We start from the raw sequence: 16,547 nt of genomic DNA on the forward strand, positions 1-16,547 counted from the left end.
CCAGGTTGCTTAAACTCCAGGTCCCCTAACTCCATGGTCGCACCCCTCAACGTGGGCATAGCGGGGCTCGGCACCGTCGGTGCCGATGTCGTACGCCTCATCGAAACGCAAGGACGGGCGCTCGCCGAGCGCAGCGGCCGTGGCGTCCGTGTCGTCGCCGTGACGGCACGCTCGAAGGCCAAGAAGCGCGGGCTCGACCTGCACGGCATTGCCTGGGCAAAGAGCCCCGAGGCGCTGGCCGAGGATCCCAATATCGATTGCTTCGTCGAGCTGATGGGCGGCGCCGGCGATCCCGCGCTGTCGGCGATCGAGACGGCGCTGAAAGCCGGCAAGTCGGTCGTGACCGCCAACAAGGCGCTGATCGCCAAGCACGGCCTGCGGCTTGCCGCCGCCGCCGAGAAGCATGGCGGCGCGCTCAACTTCGAGGCGGCGGTCGGTGCGGCGATCCCGGTCATCAAGACGCTGCGCGAGGGCCTCGCCGGCACCAGCATCAACCGCGTCTACGGCATCCTCAACGGCACCTGCAATTACATCCTGACCCGGATGGAGCAGGAGGGCTTGTCATTCGAGGAGTGCCTGAAGGACGCCCAGCGGCTCGGCTATGCCGAAGCCAATCCGTCGTTCGATGTCGATGGTCACGATACCGCGCAGAAGCTCGCGATCCTGGCCAGCCTCGCCTTCGGAACCAAGGTCGCGGAGAGCGCTGTTTATGTCGAGGGCATCTCCTCGATCACGCCCGAGGACCTCAAGGCTGCCTCGGAACTCGGTTACCGGGTCAAGCTGCTCGGCGTTGCCGTGCGCACCGCGAAGGGCATCGAGCAGCGCGTGCACCCGACCATGGTGCCGAAATCATCGTCGATCGCGCAGGTCATGGGCGTCACCAATGCGGTTGCCATCGACGGCGAGGGGATTCCGCCGATCACGCTGGTCGGACCCGGCGCAGGTGGCGGCGCGACCGCCTCGGCCGTGGTCGCCGATATCGCCGACGTCGCCCGCGGCATCCGTGCCAAGCCGTTCGGGCGTCCGGTCGAGCGGTTGCGCGACACCTCCAAGGCGCCGATGGAACGCCACGAGGGCGGTTATTACATCCGCCTGATGGCGCGCGATCTTGCAGGCACTGCCGCAACAATCGCCACCCGGCTCGCGGAACAGAAGATATCGCTGGAATCCATCGTGCAGCGGCATCCGGATGGTGTGGACGTTAACGGTGCGGCCAAAAAACCTTCACCGGTTCCGGTCATTCTGATTACCTATGCGACCAGCGAGGATGCCGTGCACCGCGCATTGGCCGCAGTGCAGCGCGACAAGGTCATCAGCGGCCGGCCGCAGGTGATCCGGATCGAGAAAAACTAGCGCATGGCCTGAACGGGGCGGGCGTGAGACGATTGATGCGGACAGGCTGGCCTGTCCCCGAGGCTTAAGGAGTACGCCGATGTCGACCCATATTTCCGTGCCGCCGCAGATGCTGCTCGAGCGCATCCTGACGCTCGAAATCGTGCGCGTGACGGAGCGCGCGGCGGTGTCGGCCGCGCGGTTGCGCGGCCACGGCCAGGAAAAGGCCGCCGACAAGGCCGCGGTCGACGCGATGCGGCGCGAGCTCAACAAGCTGCCGATCGAGGGCACCATCGTGATCGGCGAGGGTGAGCGCGACGAGGCGCCGATGCTGTTCATCGGCGAAAAGGTCGGCCTCAACGCTGGCCCCAAGGTCGACATCGCGGTCGATCCGCTCGAAGGCACCACGCTGTGCGCCAAGAACATGCCGGGCTCGATCGCCACCATGGCGATGGCCGACGGCGGCACGCTGCTGCACGCCCCCGACGTCTACATGCAGAAGATCGCGATCGGACCGGGCTTTGCCAAGAACGTGATCGAGCTCGATGCGCCGCCGGCCGACAATGTGCGCCGGCTCGCCAAGGCCAAGGGCGTCGACCCCAGCGCCATCACCGTGCTGGTGCTCGACCGTCCGCGCCATGCCGAGATCATCAACAGCGTGCGATCGACCGGCGCAGCGGTTCGCTTCATCACCGACGGCGACGTCGCCGGCGTGATCCACTGTGCCACGCCGGAAGAGACCGGCGTCGATATGTATATCGGCACCGGCGGCGCACCCGAGGGCGTGCTGGCGGCCGTTGCGCTGCGCTGCATCGGTGGCCAGATGCAGTGCCGCCTGATCCTCGACAGCGAAGAGAAGCGCGAGCGCGCCCACAAGATGGGCGTCACCGATCCGAAGATGATCTACGGCATCGAGGACATGGCGAAGGGCGACTGCCTGTTCGCCGCCACCGGCGTCACCACCGGTTCGCTGCTGACCGGCGTGAAGTTCAAGAAGGACGTGATCGAGACCGAGACGGTCGTGATGCGCTCGGTCACCGGCACCGTGCGCTACATCAAGGCCGAGCACCGCCAGCTCGAGAAGTTCCACCTCGACTAAGTAGACTCCGTCATTCCGGGGCGTCCGAAGGACGAGCACGGAATCCATAACCACCATCGGGAGTATGGATTCCCCGATGCGCAATTGCGCATCTGAGGCCTGCGCCAAGAGGCGCATCCTGGAATGACGAAGAGAGAGTGTGACGCAAGCAAGAACAAAAAAACAGGAGGCACCCATGTCCGATCTATCCGGCGTCAAGGCCCTGGTGTTCGACGTGTTCGGCACTGTGGTCGACTGGCGCACCAGCCTGATCAACGACTTCACCAAATGGGGCGAGGCGCGGGGCATCAAAGCTGACTGGACCGCGCTGGTCGACGGTTGGCGCGCGGTCTACACGGCCTCGATGGACGAGGTGCGCAAGAACCCGCAGCACGGCTACGTCATCCTCGACGTCCTGCATCGCCGCTCGCTGGAGAAGCTGATCGCCCAGTTCGACATCAAGGGGCTGACCGACGCCGACCTGCATCATCTGACGCTGGGCTGGCATCGCCTGCACGGCTGGCCGGATAGCGTCGCCGGCCTGACGCGGTTGAAGACGAAATACATCATCTCTCCGCTCTCCAACGGCAACGTCGGGCTGCTCACCAACATGGCGAAGTTCGCAGGCCTTCCCTGGGACCTCGTGATGTCGGCCGAACTGTTCGAACACTACAAGCCCGATCCGGAAACCTATCTCGGCGCCGCCAGGCTCCTCGGCCTGCCGCCGGAGCAGGTGATGATGGTTGCCGCCCACAATTACGACCTCAAGCACGCGCAGAAGCACGGCCTGAAGACCGCCTTCGTGGCGCGGCCGACCGAGTACGGTCCCTTGCAGAAGGTCGATTTCGAGGCCACCGGCAACTGGGACATCGTGGCCAAGGATTTCGGGGCCATAGCGGACAGGATGGGGTGCTGAGCCCGGCGCTCTCGTGTCCTGGATGTGAGAGCCGCGGTGGAAGCCTAATGAGCCTGGGGAAGGCAGACGACCGCCAGGTCGTCGATCACGCCGACGGAACCGGGCAGCGGCCAGGCTGTCGCACGCGAACAATAATCGATCGCGGTTTGCCATTGGGCATCCGTCGGTGACGCGAAACTGTAACCCGTCGCTTGCTCGAACAGCCCCAGCTTGGACCACGGCGAACCAAGTCCGGATGTGTTCATATCGACAGACGATGTGCTGAGCACGAGCGGGTGCGCCTTGCGGCGGCCCACCACGGCCAGCGCCGCCACCTTGCCGAAGGCGGGGTCTGGTTCGAGCCGAGCGATGATCCGGTTCGCTTCCTGATGGTCCCATAAGTTCATGCGCCGTTGATCGAAAAGATCGAGGCGTCCGCGCCGACATAGCCCGTGATCACGATGGCGGATATGGCGACCAGCCCGAATTTCCGTCCGGCGGATGCAAGTCGAAAACCTGCCACACCAAGTGCTGCTATGCAGAGCGCGATCGGCGAGAAGAGCCTCGGCGCTTGCCAACTGACGTCACCGATCAGCGATGCGGCTGCGGCGCAGATCGCTGCCAAGGCGACTGCCGATCCGACGACGAGGGCGGCAATGCGATTCCGGCCTTGCATTGTCATTTGCAGGAGCAGGAAGACACACATCGCCAGCCCGAGGATGGTCGCAACCGAGATTGTTGTGGGGACGATGCCTTGCGGCGGGAAGAGGCAAAACTTCAACGCAGGACCGACTGCGTGAAGCTTGTGGGAGAAGTCCGGTAAGCCGGTGCGATAGGCTCTGCCCGAAGCGACCGCTGCGTTGAAATATCTCGTCAGAACCAGGCAGGCCAGATAGACCGCAGCTCCGGCGACCAGGACAGCGGTACGACGCGAGAAGTCGCCGAGGAAAGCGTAACAGTCCAACCCCGAAGCGCTGCGGCCAGCGCACATTCGCGCCACCAGAACGAGGAGTCCGCCTGCCGCGATGTGGCCGATCACAATCTGATAATTGCCCAGGGCGAGGACGACCGCTGCGACGGTTGCGCAACGCCAGACCAGCGATTGCGGCGCGCGGTAGGCACTCCATATGGCCAATGCCGCCGAAAGGAACGCCAGGATTGTCGCGAAGGTGACTTCGCCATAATAGAAATATTCGGTCGCAAATGGATGCAGGGTGAACAGCGCGGCGAAGGCGAACGCTTCCGCTTGCTTCAAATCATCAAAGATCGCCGCCGCAAATACGAATCCGGCGATGATGAAGAGCGGAATAGCCAGACAGATCGATGCCGACATCGACTCGATCGGCAGGAAGCCGATCTGCGCCTGTAACCACCACAGCGCGGCGCGAATGAAGCGCCCATCGCCAAGAGAGTAGGCGATCTCTCCGCCGAATGACTTCCGCGCGACGTCATAGCTGTCAATCGAGTACATCGGTGCGAACAAGGCCTGACCACGCGCGACGATGTTGAGCGCGAGCACGGCCGAGAACGGAGCGGCGAATTGCCGGGCGATTGTTCTTGCTGTGCTTGCGTTCATCGGACCTCCGTCCCATCACGACATCTGCCGTCAGGTCGAAGGATCAGGCGCGGCTCGCGAGGCCAAAATGGGAGGCTTTACAGGAGATGATGTGCAGAAATTGCGTGAAATTTTGCTGGTTGGTCGACCGGCTTGCAGCCGGAGCCGGCTTGAGGGCATTCGCCGCTCCCTTGGTGCCGAAGCGCAGGCTAGGCCGAGGGGGCGGGGATTGTTCCGCAAGATCAGGATCATGGCTGCGTTGTGCAAAACCGCCGGGCCGGGGCACCCTCGGCGCACCGATATGCTACCTCTATCAATCCTGATCGATCGGCGTGAGGCGGCGGATTACGGCCCACTCCTTTGCTGAAATGACCTCCGGTGGACGCTCGACGAATTGAACGCAATATGACCCCTCCCGCCACTGCCATCCCCATCGAGGCGCCACAGGCGTTCCTTGGCGTGACGCGGTCCTTGACCGGAAAGCTCTGGCGCGACCGGCTGGATATGCGCGGGGCGGCGCGGGCGCTTGCGATCGTGCAGCGGCACAATCTGCCGGAAATGCTGGCGCGCGTGCTGGCGGGGCGCGACGTCGCGATCGACGAGGTCGCCGACTTCCTCGACCCGACCATCCGCAAGCTGATGCCGGATCCGTACACGGTCACCGAGATGGAGCATGCCGCCAGGCGTATCGCGGATGCCGCTGTCCGCGGCGAAAAGGTCGCGATCTTCGGCGACTATGACGTCGACGGCGCGACCTCGGCGGCGCTGTTGACCTGGCATCTGCGCCATTGCGGGCTCGATCCGCTGATCCACATTCCGGACCGGATTTTCGAAGGCTACGGGCCGAACGTCGACGCCGTTCGTGCGCTGGCGGCCAAGGGCGCGACGCTGCTGGTCACGGTCGATTGCGGCACCACCAGCATCGAGCCGTTGGCGGAAGCGAAGAAGCTCGGCATGTCGGTGGTGGTGATCGATCACCACCAGACCGGCGACGAGTTGCCCGAGGTCGATGCGCTGGTGAATCCGAACCGGCCCGACGATCTCTCCGGGCTCGGCCATCTCGCCGCCGTCGGCCTCGTGTTCGTCACGTTGGTTGCGGTGAACCGCGAGCTGCGCCGGCGCGGCTTCTGGACCAGCGTGATGCCGGAGCCAGACCTGCTGAGCATGCTGCATCACGTAGCGCTCGGCACCGTCGCCGACGTCGCGCCGCTGATCGGGCTCAACCGCGCCTTCGTCGCCAAGGGGCTGATCGCGATGCGCCGCCGCGACCATGTCGGCCATACCGCGCTGATGGATGTGGCGCGCCTGAACGGTCCGCCGGAGGCCTGGCATCTCGGCTTCATGCTGGGGCCGCGGATCAATGCCGGCGGCCGTATCGGACGCGCCGATCTCGGCGTCCGGCTGCTGCTCGAAGGCGACGTCTCGGAGGCGGCGCGGATCGCGGCCGAGCTCGACCGCCTCAACAACGAACGTCGCGTGATCGAGCAGGCCGCCGAGGCACAGGCCGAAGCCGAGGCGCTGGCTTCGCTCGGGCTCGAGGACAAGGGCGCTGTCATCGTCACCGCGGCGGAAGGCTGGCATCCCGGCGTGGTCGGGCTGGTCGCGGCGCGGCTGAAGGAGAAGTTCGCGCGTCCCGCATTCGCGATCGCGCTCGAGCCGGGCGGCATCGGCACCGGATCGGGCCGCTCGATCGGCGGCGTCGATCTCGGCCGAGCGGTGCGCCAGGCGGTGCACGATGGCCTCTTGATGAAGGGCGGCGGCCACGCGATGGCGGCCGGCGTCACGCTGCGCAAGGAGAAGCTCGCCGAATTCCGCGCCTACATGGAAAGCGCGCTGGCAGCCGACGTCGCCAATTCCCGTCACGAGAACGAGCTGTTCATCGACGGCGCCGTGACCGCGCGCGCGGTGACGCCGGAATTCGCCGCGACGCTCAATCGCGCGGGGCCGTTCGGCAGCGCCAATCCGGAGCCGGTGATCGCGCTGCCGTCGCACCAACTGGTCTATGCCGACGAGGTCGGGCAGGCGCATTTGCGGCTGCGCTTCAAGTCCGGCGACGGGTCCATCGTCAACGGTATCGCATTCCGCTCCATCGGACAGAAGCTCGGCAGCGCCTTGACGCAAAATCGCGGTCAGCAATTGCACGTGGCGGGCTCTCTTGCAGTCGACCGTTGGCAAGGCACCGAACGTGTGCAATTCCGTGTCCTCGACGTCGCGGCGCCGGATCAGGGCCCGACGGTGATCCGATAAGAAACGTTTGGAGAGGACATGGCAGGACAGGTTGAAGGCAAGGTCGCGCTGGTGACCGGCGGCGCATCGGGAATCGGCGAGGCGATCGTCGAATTGTTGGCGCAGGAAGGCGCGACGGTGGTTGCGACCGATATCGACGAGTTGCGGGGACCCGAGCTCGCCGCGCGGCTCACCAAGGCCGGGCGCAAGGTGAGCTTCCTGCCGCAGGACGTCACCAGCGAGGAACGCTGGATCGAGGTCATCGCTGAGATCGGCAAGCGCCATGGCCGCCTGGACATCATGGTCTCCAATGCCGGCATCGGTATCGGGGCGCCGTCGATCGTCGAGATGTCGCTGGCGGATTGGCGCCGCCAGACCGCGATCAATATCGATGGCGTGTTCCTGTCGGTGAAGCATTCGCTGCCGCTGATGCGCAAGCATGGCGGCGGTTCGATCATCATGATGTCGTCGCTGGCCGGGCTGCGTGGTGCCGCGACGCTCTCCGGCTACAGCGCCACCAAGGGCGCGGTACGGTTGTTCGCCAAGTCGATCGCGATGGAATGCGCGCAGGTGAACGACGGCATCCGCGTCAACTCCGTGCATCCCGGCATCATCGACACGCCGATCTGGGGCAAGATCCCGACCGGTGCGACGGGCGCCGGCCAGAACGCACCGATCGATCCGGACGAGCGCGCCAGGTTCGCGACGCCGCTCGGCCGCGCCGGCCAGGCGATCGAGATCGCGCAAGGCGTGCTCTATCTCGCCTCCGATGCCTCGCGCTACGTCACCGGTAGCGAACTCGTCATCGACGGCGGCATGAATGCCGGCGGCGTGGTGCGGCAGCCTGCGGGTGGCTAGCGTGTAGCCCGCATGAGCGGAGCGACATGCGGGAGACACCACCCCGGGTGTCGCTGTCGCTCACCCGGGCTACACGGGATCGCGATGATGGCTAACCGCCTTGCCGCAACCGCGCCAGCACCTTGAGCCCGCCGTAACCATCGGCGGGCAGCAGGCCGGACTTGATCTGGAAATCCTTGATCGCCTTCATGGTGTCGTTGCCGACCCGGCCGTCGGTGCCGCCGGTGTCGAAGCCGGCCTTGGTCAGCCGCGTCTGCATCTCCTGCACCTCGGCGAGCGTCAGCGCGCGCTCCGAGCCCGGGAAGGGCTGGATGAAGGGCGGCCCGCCGAGGCAGCGATCGCCGAGATGGCAGATCGCCAGCGCGTAGTTCATCGAGGGATTGTAACTTTTTACCGAGTTGAAGTTCGGGCCGAGCAGGAAAGCAGGCCCGCCGGCGACCGGGATCCAGAGCTGCGCCGACGCGTTCGGCTGCGGGAACGGCTGGCCATCGGCTCTGACGACGCCGGCGCTCGCCCAGGCCGCATAGCTGCGGCTGCCGCTGGCGCCACCCGGCGCGCGCACCTCGTAACCCCAGTGCTCGCCGCGGCGCCACTTGCCGCGATTGACCAGGTATTTCGCGGTCGAGCCCAGCGCATCGTCGGGCCGGCCGAACGGCGAGACCTTGCCGTCGCCGTCATAGTCGAAGCCGACATTGAGCCAGACCTCGGGCATCCACTGCGAATGACCCATCGCGCCGGCCCAGGAGCCGTTCATCTCCTCCGGCGTGCTCCAGCCGCGCTGCACGATCTTCAGCGCGTTGATCAGTTCGGTCTCCCAATAGGCCTTGCGGCGCGGCTCGTTCCAGGCGAGCGCCGCCAGCGAGGGAAACACCGGCGTCATGTGGTTCTGCTGCACCAGCGGATCGCCATAGGCCGATTCGACACCCCACAGCGCGAGCAACGTGCCGCGTTCGACGCCGAAGTCGCGCTCGATCCGGGTGAACAGCGCCTCGTTCTTCCTCAGCGCTTCCTTGCCATGGATGATGCGCCAGTCGGAGACCCGGCGGTTGATGTATTGCCAGATCTGCTCGTGGAATTCGGGCTGGTTGCGCATCTGCTTGAAGACGCTCATGTCGGGCTCGACCCGGCCCATGCAGCGATTCCAGGTCGCGTCCGAAATGCCCTTGGCCTGCGCCTTTGCGCGAAAATTGTCGCGCCATTGATCGAAGCCCGAAGGGGCGGCGGCCAGTGCGCCGAGCGGGGTGGCGAGCGCAACGCTTGCTGCCAGCCCCGCCTTCAGGACGGCACGACGGGCAGGGGATCGCGGAGAATCAGGCTGTTTCATCTGACCAGTGTAGCGGCGCCGGTCGAGTGAGCCAAAAGCCACGCCGCCGCAGCAATCACGATTTGAGCATGTCCTTGTCGGAAAGCCGGTTCCCACGTTTCCGGGGCATGCTTTAGCTATCCTGCAAAATCTGTGGCGATTTTTGACAGCCACTGGCGCACCACCTGTTCCGACTTGGCGTCAAGGCCGGCAGCGAGCCGGCGCTCATGGCCCTGGGCGATGTGGCGGCACTTCTCCAGCAGCCTGGTTCCATGGCTGGTCAGGGCCCATTGCAGCACCCGGCCGTGGACCGGGTGCGGCGTCTTCCGGATCGCACCGTCACGCTCGAGGTTACGGATGATCACACTGACCGTCTGCGGCGTCAGCAGCGCCACCCGCGCCAGATCGGCGCCGGACAGCCCGGGATAGGCCTTCAGCATCGTCAGCACGACGAATTGCGGCGAGGTGACGCCGAGTTGCCCCAGCGCACGCTCCATCGATAGCCGCGACGCGGCATGGGCCTGGCGCAGCAGATAGCCGAGATAACCCTGTTCGCCGCGCTTGCCTTCGCCGGGAGCCGGGACGGAGGAGGCGAGCAGGGCGTCGGCGGCGCCCGACCCTGATGCGGCGGTGGTCCTTCCGCCGATGATGTTGTCGACCGGGCGCCGTTTGGCAGCACCGGATTTCCCACGTTTCTGCATCCCCGCCATGTTGCCTTCGTCAGTGTTCGTGGCTTGCTCGATATCAGAGCTCTGATAATGTCTCAGTACACTGATAACATGAGGCCACGCCAATGTCACATGCCCGCAAGGAATACTCCGACTTCGAGAGGCTAGCGCCCGACGTCTTCGCGGCCGTGCGCGCGCTCGGCCAGTTCGCCGCCAAGGCCGGTCTCGACAAGCAGCTGCTGGAGCTCGTCAAGATCCGCGCCTCGCAGATCAACGGCTGCGCCTTTTGCGTGCAGTATCATATCCTGCAGAGCGAGAGCCTCGGCGTTCCCGTCGACAAGCTCAATCTCGTCGTGGTGTGGCGCGAGGCGCCGCAGTTCTCGGCCCGCGAGCGCGCCGCGCTGGCCTGGACCGAGGCGTTGACGACGATGCCAAATGGCGTCAGCGACGAGGTTTATGCGCAGGTGACCGCCGAATTCTCCGAGCAGGAGCTGACCTATCTGACCTCGGCGATCGCATCGATCAATGTCTGGAACAGGTTCGGTGCGGCCTATCGCTGGACGCCGCCGCCGCGCCGGCAGCGCACCGACGCTGCGGCTTCCTAAAGCATGATCCGGAAAAGTGCGCAGCGGCTTTCCGAAAAGATCATGCGCAAACAAGAAGCTAAAGCGAGACGAGGATTCAACCTCATCTCGCTTTAAAGCCGGAACGGATCAAACAGTAAATAGCAAGGGAGACGGCCGATGACCTCGATGACGATGACACCATCCCTTCCATTCGCGCGGTTGTCGCGGCCTGTGTCGCTGGCCGTGGTCGCAGGACTGGCCAGCGCCTTGGTGATCGGCAAGAGCCTGCCGACCCCGATGGATGCGATCTCCTCGGTGATCGCGCCGCTATGCGCCAGCGCCAATGCGGCGTCGCCACTCGACAAGGTCGAGGTCATCACTTCGCACGCGCTGCCCAACGTGCCGGGCAAGCGCGTCACCGTCGTGCGCGTGTTCTACGGTCCCGGCGGGTTCACGCCGCCGCACCGTCATTCCGGCTCGGTGACGGCCTACATCACCAAGGGCGAGATTCGCTCCCAGCTCGGCGGCGGGCCGGTCGAGACCTTCCATGTCGGCCAGTCCTTCTTCGAGCCGCCGGGCTCGACCCACATGGTCTCGGCCAATGCAAGCGCCACGGAGCCTGCGGAGCTGATCGCGGTGTTCGTGGCGGATGAAGGCGCGCCGCTCACCACGATGCTCGAATAGCAACGCCGATCGAAGCCAACCCGGTTCCGCGTCGGTCTCGAACCCGGCGAGGCACTGGGCCAGTTTGCTGCAAAGTCCGCAGGAAACTGGACCTTGCAGGCGGAACTGCGCGCGGCGATTGATGGCGCGACGATTGCGGCCGGAGCGCGGTTTCGCCGCCTCTCACGGCCGCCACTGAACAGGAGAAATCGATGGTCCATCTCAAGGGGCTTTCTGCCTTCCCGATCACGCCGTCCAATCGAGACGGGCAGGTCGATGCGGGAGCGCTTCGCGCATTGCTGGAGCCCCTGATTGCCGCGAAGGTGGATTCGATCGGGCTGCTCGGAAGCACCGGTTCCTATCCGTATTTTAGCCGCGACGAGCGGCGGCGTGCGGTGCAGGCGGCTACCGCCCTGGCCGATGGCGGGATACCCATATTGGTTGGCGTGGGTGCGCTGCGGACCGATGATGCCGTAAGACTGGCGCAGGACGCACGTGATGCCGGCGCGGCCGCAGGCCTCCTTGCCCCGGTATCGTATACGCCGCTGACCGATGATGAGGTCTTCGAGCACTTCCGAACGGTGGCGCGTGAAAGCAGGTTGCCGATCTGCATCTACGACAATCCGGGCACGACGCATTTTCGCTTCACGCCGGCCTTGATCGGCCGTTTGAGCCATGTGGACGGCATCGTGGCGGTGAAGAGTCCCGCACTCGACGCGGCGGCCTTGCCGGGCCATATCGCCGAATTGCGGGCCGTCGTGCCGAACGGGTTCTCATTGGGTTACAGCGCCGACTGGAATTGTACCGAGGCGCTGCTGGCGGGCGGCGAGACCTGGTACAGCGTCCTCGCAGGAATTTTCCCCAAGGTCTGCCTCGACATCGTCCGTGCCGCGGCAAGTGGCGACGCCGCCAAGGCGCGGCAGCTGGACGCGCGGTTGCAGCCGGTCTGGCAATTGCTCAAGACGTTCTCGAGCCTGCGGGTCGTTTACGCGATCGCCAATCTCAGCGGGATCTGTGCGGCCGAACCGCCGCGTCCGATCCTGCCGTTGCCTCCCGACGCCCAGAAGAAGGTGGGCGAGGTTTTGGCGGGAATCGAGCTCGGTTGATCGCATCACATGATGTGACCGGTTGCATCGATCCAGTTCCGAACGGAACCCGCGTTCGATCCGCCGGCGTCGCGGCTTCCATCTCTACGCAAAATCGGCATAACAATCGCGAGGCGCTATTGGGAGGCGTTCGATGCGATTGCCGGTACGTCTGCTGACGCTCCTGGTTCCCGCGATGGCGTGGGCCGAGGAACCCGCAACCAATACGGCGGCACTATGGGGCAGCCCCACGGTCGACAACGGCACCTGCTGCAAGACGCTTGGCGAGGTGCGCGGCAATGTCGACCGACTCGATCGCGAGATCGTCCGTCTGATGGCCGAGCGCGGCCGCTACGTCCATGAGGCCGCGCGCTTCAAGGCCAATCCGGCGCAAGTCGAGGCGCCGGAGCGCGCCGAGGCGGTGGTCAAGAAGGCGATGTCGCTGGCCGAGCAGGATGGTCTGTCGCCCAAGGTGGCCGAAGCCGCCTATCGCGCGATGGTGCGCGCCTTCATCGACTATGAGCAGGGCATCCTTGCCGACGCCGCAGCGCGCGGCGATGCCCCCTGGAAGAAGTAAGCGGACGCGGCAGCATGCGGTACTCAGTCCGGCGCAGGGTCGCGGCCGCGGCGTTTGTCCTCTTCGGCTGCATGGTCGCATCGGGCCCTGCCTTTGCCGAGCGGCGCGTGGCGCTCGTGATCGGCAACTCGGCCTATCGCAACACGGTGCAACTGCCCAATCCGCGCAATGACGCGACCGATGTGGCGCGGATGCTGAAGGGGGCCGGCTTCGAGGTGGTGGAGGGGGTCGATCTCGACAAGCGCGGCATGGACGACGCATTCCGCCGCTTTGCCGATGCCGCCGTCGGCGCTGATGCTGCACTGTTCTTTTACGGCGGTCATGGCTTTCAATTCCAGGGCGCGAACTACCTCGTGCCCATCGATGCCAGGCTGACTGGCGCCGCCGACATCGGCGCCCAGATGGCGCGGGTCGACGACATCCTCGCCGACCTGCAACGCGCCAGTGGCGTTCGCATCCTGATGCTCGACGCCTGCCGCGACAATCCGCTTGCCGACCAGTTGCTGGCGCAGGCCAATCCCGCGCGCGCCGTGACGATCACGCGCGGCCTGGCACGGATCAAGCAGACCGCGGGCACCGTGATCGCCTATTCCACGCAGCCCGGCGCGGTCGCCGCCGACGGCGAGGGGCGCAACAGTCCGTTCGCGGCCGCGTTCATCCGCGAGGTGAGCCAGCCCGGCACCGAGATCGGCCCGCTGTTCCGGCATGTCGCGGCCGACGTCTACAAGGCGACCAACGAGCGGCAATTGCCCGAGGTGACGTTCTCGCTGCTCGGCGATTTCTATTTCGTCGGTCAGCCGGCCCCGACGGCGCCGCCGCCGGTAGCCGCAGCCCCTGCGCAGACGCAGACGGCTGCGCTGGTGCTGCCGACACCGGCCGCGCGCAGCGCCGCGGAAGGCTGTGACAAGCTCGCGGCGTCCGCCGAGGACACCGACCGGCCCTCCGGCGTGCCCGGCGTCGCGCTCAATCACATCCAGCCGCGGCTCGCCGTCGATGCCTGCCGCGCGGCGCTCACGCAGGCGCCGGACCATCGCCGTCTGCAATTTCAGATGGCGCGCGCGCTCAGCGTCGCCGGCGAACTCGCGGAGGCGCGCGACTGGCTGACGAAGTCCGCTGCGGCGGGCTCGGTCGCGGCGATGTCCGACCTCGCCGTGATGCTGGAGAAGGGCGAGGGCGGCCCGGCCGACCTGCCGCGCGCGGTGGCGTTGTTTGACCAGGCCGCGGCCGCGGGCAACGTGCCGGCGATGCGCAACGTCGCCATCGGCTACGAGAACGGGGTGGGGCGTCCCGCGGACGCGGCGCAGGCTGCGCAATGGTACCGCAAGGCTGCCGATACCGGCGATCCGCAGGCGATGGGTTTCCTCGCGGTGCTATACCTGCAAGGCACCGGCGTGCCGAAGGATGCGAGCCGGGCGCGGCAATGGATCGACAAGCTCGTCACCACCGAGCACACCGCGACGATGTTGCGCGTCGGCTATGTGCTGCTCGGCCTGACCGGCGCGGTGAAGGATTATGCCACGGCACGCACGTTGTTTCAGCGCGCCGCCGAACTCGGCGACGGCGACGGCAATGTCATGCTCGGCAATATGGCCGCCGGCGGCATCGGCGAGGCGCGCGACTTCGCGCGTGCCGCCGACTTCTACGAACGTGCCGCGGCGATCGGCAACATGAACGCCAGGGCGAGCCTGATGCCGCTGCTGATGGCGGGTGCCGGCGGTCTTCGGCGCGATCCCGGCAGGGCCGCCGAATACGGCCTGGAAGCGCTGCGCGGCGGCTCACCGGTGGCGCGCGCGCTGTTGATCGAGAAGCCGACCACCTCGCTGACCCCAGAGCTGCGCAAAGCGGTCGAGCAGCGCCTGGTGAAGGCCGGCCTGCTCAAGCGCGCGCCCGATGGGCGTTACGGACCGGACACGCTTGCGGCGCTGCAAAGCGCGGTACTGGCGAAATAGCGGAACGCGTCGGGTCGCCACGCAAAACGAGGGACGTTCGCTTGAGTTCGGAATAATGGAATTGTGCCGCTGATTTGCCCGACGTGTCAAGTTGGCCAGCCGTACGACGATGGCCGGCTGTTGCTTTGCATGGGGTTGTTTTCGATATTTTGCCAGTGCGCCTCGAACCGATCCACCTCGCTCGAGAACGCGCTAATTGCCGCCGCCTTCCTGGGTGTCGATGTGATGCACGACGTCGTCGGGCAAAGCGTGGGCCACGGCGGCGGCGGGTCCGGGCTCCGGCCCGATCTCGCGGCCGCGACCGCGGATCAGACGTTCATAGGCCGACACCAGCGTGGTGTAGGGATTGACCCAGAGCCAGCCGTCACGGGTGAACACCTGCACGTCGAAATGCAGATGCCGCGAGGTGCCGTTGGGATGGTCGAGATAGTTCGACACCACGCCGATCTTCTCGCCTTCGCCGAGGCGGCGGCCGTTGAGCAGGCCGTCGGCATCCATCGCGGACGGGTTCATGTGCATGTAGCGGAAGCGGACATGCTCGGTGCGGGTATTGACCTGCAAGGTCGCCGCCTGCTGCTGCGCCGAACGGATCACGATGCCGTCGCGCACCGCGACGACCGCCTGCTGCCTGGGGTCGCAACCATCCTTGCTGTCGGGCGGGCAGCCGCCCGGCCTGATGTCCTGGCCCTGGTGGCCGTAGCCGCTCGCGCACTGCCCGACCTCGAAGCTGCGCGCCTCGCAGAAATTGTCCTGCCAGGGATACTCGTCGACCCGCCCGCGCTTCGGAAAGGACTGCGAATGCGCGAACGCCGGCGCCTTCTCCAGCGGAAAGCGGATCTGCGAATACACCGTGAAGTCGGCATGGCCGCCTTGCTGCCTGCGGCCGCCGCTGCCGGCGATGATGTCGCCGCTCGGGCGATAGGTGAAGGCGGCCGACGGCGCGATTGGGCGCTCGGCGACGTCGGCGGCGAGGTCGCTGCGCGGGCGTGACGGCTGTCCGCCCGCGATATGCAACGCCTTCAGGAAGCGTTCGGCGACCGGGGAGGCCTCGCGGCACGCCAGCCGCTTCGGTCGCGGCGCGCTGTCGAGGCACTGGATCGAGACCACATAGGGAATCCCGAACCTGGTGAAGGCATAGCGGACATAGCCCTCGCGGATGAAGCGGCGCAGATCCGGAAACTGCGCTGCTAGCGCCTTCACCGGCTCGCCCTTGCCACCGAGCCGGTCGGCAAGGTCGTAGACCAGGATCGAGCCAGAGATCTGCACCTCGACCGGCTTTGCGAACGTCCGTGGCGGCATGCCGTCGCCGGCTCCCGGGTCGAGCGAGAACACTGCGTCGTAGCCGGATGCGCCGGCATGGAACAGATCGGCGGCACGGAAGTCGGCCTGGTGGCGCGCGACCGCCAGGCTGTCCGGCGCGCCGCTCAGCCGTGCGTCGAGATAGCTCGCGGGATCGAACGGCAGCAGCACCGGGATCGGGCTGCGCGCGATGCCGGGGAACAGCGGCGATGTCACCGCATTCAGCTGCACCAGCGCAGGGGTCGAGCGCGGATCCGAGGCCGGGACGCGGCGCTGGCCGGCGAAGCTGAAATTGGCGGCAACGGCCGGGTGGACGCCGATCTCCTGCCGCAGTTGGTCGAGCGCTGCGCGCCATTCGACCCGCATGGCCGAGATCGAGGGTGTCCTGAATTCGTCAGCGTCAGCGCCGGGAAGAGGCAAGAGCAGGGCTGCAAGCCAGCAACTGATGAAGCTGACCACCTTCCTGCTCACTGCACCCCCCGGCTCATGACTG

The 16,547-nt window shown here is 66.1% G+C and carries 15 protein-coding genes; 10 read left to right on the forward strand and 5 right to left on the reverse strand.

Annotation, left to right across the window (positions count from 1 at the left end; translation table 11 throughout):
- The first annotated feature begins 33 nt into the window (after nucleotides 1–33).
- From CWS35_RS23380 to CWS35_RS23390, 3 genes are all read left to right on the forward strand, one after another.
- Entirely contained in the window at nucleotides 34–1,353 is a 1,320-nt protein-coding gene (locus CWS35_RS23380) for a homoserine dehydrogenase (protein ID WP_024578385.1), read from the forward strand.
- A gap of 79 nt (nucleotides 1,354–1,432) precedes the next feature.
- Nucleotides 1,433–2,431, forward strand: a complete 999-nt coding sequence (gene glpX / locus CWS35_RS23385) for a class II fructose-bisphosphatase (protein ID WP_100953985.1) — start codon at nucleotides 1,433–1,435, stop codon at nucleotides 2,429–2,431.
- Nucleotides 2,432–2,606: 175 nt separating this feature from the next.
- Nucleotides 2,607–3,326 carry a haloacid dehalogenase type II gene (locus tag CWS35_RS23390; RefSeq protein WP_100953987.1) on the forward strand — a complete coding sequence of 240 codons (720 nt, stop codon included), beginning with the start codon at nucleotides 2,607–2,609 and terminating at the stop codon, nucleotides 3,324–3,326.
- Between the two features lie 44 nt (nucleotides 3,327–3,370).
- On the opposite strand, the gene CWS35_RS23395 is transcribed toward CWS35_RS23390, so the two are convergent.
- Both CWS35_RS23395 and CWS35_RS23400 read right to left on the reverse strand, forming a co-directional pair.
- A complete protein-coding gene (locus CWS35_RS23395) occupies nucleotides 3,371–3,712 on the reverse strand; it encodes a hypothetical protein (RefSeq protein ID WP_100953989.1) in 342 nt (113 codons plus the stop codon).
- On the reverse strand, nucleotides 3,709–4,881 hold the full coding sequence (locus CWS35_RS23400; RefSeq protein ID WP_100953991.1) for a glucosyltransferase domain-containing protein: 1,173 nt from the start codon (nucleotides 4,879–4,881) through the stop codon (nucleotides 3,709–3,711). The genes CWS35_RS23395 and CWS35_RS23400 overlap by 4 nt, the downstream gene beginning before the upstream one ends.
- Nucleotides 4,882–5,265: 384 nt before the next feature.
- On the opposite strand from CWS35_RS23400, the gene recJ reads away from it, so the two are divergent.
- A complete protein-coding gene (gene recJ / locus CWS35_RS23405) occupies nucleotides 5,266–7,107 on the forward strand; it encodes a single-stranded-DNA-specific exonuclease RecJ (RefSeq protein WP_100953993.1) in 1,842 nt (613 codons plus the stop codon).
- An 18-nt stretch (nucleotides 7,108–7,125) separates the two neighbouring features.
- Entirely contained in the window at nucleotides 7,126–7,944 is an 819-nt protein-coding gene (locus CWS35_RS23410; protein WP_100953995.1) for an SDR family NAD(P)-dependent oxidoreductase, read from the forward strand.
- Nucleotides 7,945–8,035: 91 nt separating this feature from the next.
- On the opposite strand, the gene CWS35_RS23415 is transcribed toward CWS35_RS23410, so the two are convergent.
- Both CWS35_RS23415 and CWS35_RS23420 read right to left on the reverse strand, forming a co-directional pair.
- Nucleotides 8,036–9,268, reverse strand: a complete 1,233-nt coding sequence (locus CWS35_RS23415; RefSeq protein WP_100953997.1) for a lytic murein transglycosylase — start codon at nucleotides 9,266–9,268, stop codon at nucleotides 8,036–8,038.
- A 116-nt stretch (nucleotides 9,269–9,384) separates the two neighbouring features.
- On the reverse strand, nucleotides 9,385–9,957 hold the full coding sequence (locus CWS35_RS23420) for a MarR family winged helix-turn-helix transcriptional regulator (RefSeq protein WP_100953999.1): 573 nt from the start codon (nucleotides 9,955–9,957) through the stop codon (nucleotides 9,385–9,387).
- 83 nt (nucleotides 9,958–10,040) lie between these two features.
- Here CWS35_RS23420 and CWS35_RS23425 point away from each other — a divergent pair, with 83 nt between their 5' ends.
- The 5 genes from CWS35_RS23425 to CWS35_RS23445 all read left to right on the forward strand — a co-directional run bounded on the left by CWS35_RS23425 (nucleotide 10,041) and on the right by CWS35_RS23445 (nucleotide 14,755).
- On the forward strand, nucleotides 10,041–10,520 hold the full coding sequence (locus CWS35_RS23425) for a carboxymuconolactone decarboxylase family protein (RefSeq protein WP_024578376.1): 480 nt from the start codon (nucleotides 10,041–10,043) through the stop codon (nucleotides 10,518–10,520).
- Nucleotides 10,521–10,658: 138 nt separating this feature from the next.
- Nucleotides 10,659–11,165: a cupin domain-containing protein gene (locus CWS35_RS23430; RefSeq protein ID WP_024578375.1), complete on the forward strand. Its 507-nt coding sequence runs from the start codon at nucleotides 10,659–10,661 to the stop codon at nucleotides 11,163–11,165.
- 191 nt (nucleotides 11,166–11,356) lie between these two features.
- Nucleotides 11,357–12,250, forward strand: a complete 894-nt coding sequence (locus CWS35_RS23435; RefSeq protein WP_100954001.1) for a dihydrodipicolinate synthase family protein — start codon at nucleotides 11,357–11,359, stop codon at nucleotides 12,248–12,250.
- A gap of 133 nt (nucleotides 12,251–12,383) precedes the next feature.
- Nucleotides 12,384–12,806 carry a chorismate mutase gene (locus CWS35_RS39850; RefSeq protein WP_100954003.1) on the forward strand — a complete coding sequence of 141 codons (423 nt, stop codon included), beginning with the start codon at nucleotides 12,384–12,386 and terminating at the stop codon, nucleotides 12,804–12,806.
- Between the two features lie 14 nt (nucleotides 12,807–12,820).
- On the forward strand, nucleotides 12,821–14,755 hold the full coding sequence (locus CWS35_RS23445; protein WP_100954005.1) for a caspase family protein: 1,935 nt from the start codon (nucleotides 12,821–12,823) through the stop codon (nucleotides 14,753–14,755).
- Between the two features lie 192 nt (nucleotides 14,756–14,947).
- Here the strand turns inward: CWS35_RS23445 and CWS35_RS23450 are convergent, their stop codons facing one another.
- A complete protein-coding gene (locus CWS35_RS23450; protein ID WP_100954007.1) occupies nucleotides 14,948–16,525 on the reverse strand; it encodes a peptidoglycan DD-metalloendopeptidase family protein in 1,578 nt (525 codons plus the stop codon).
- Between the last annotated feature and the right edge of the window lie 22 nt (nucleotides 16,526–16,547).

The organism is Bradyrhizobium sp. SK17, from assembly GCF_002831585.1.
Classification (GTDB): Bacteria; Pseudomonadota; Alphaproteobacteria; order Rhizobiales; family Xanthobacteraceae; genus Bradyrhizobium.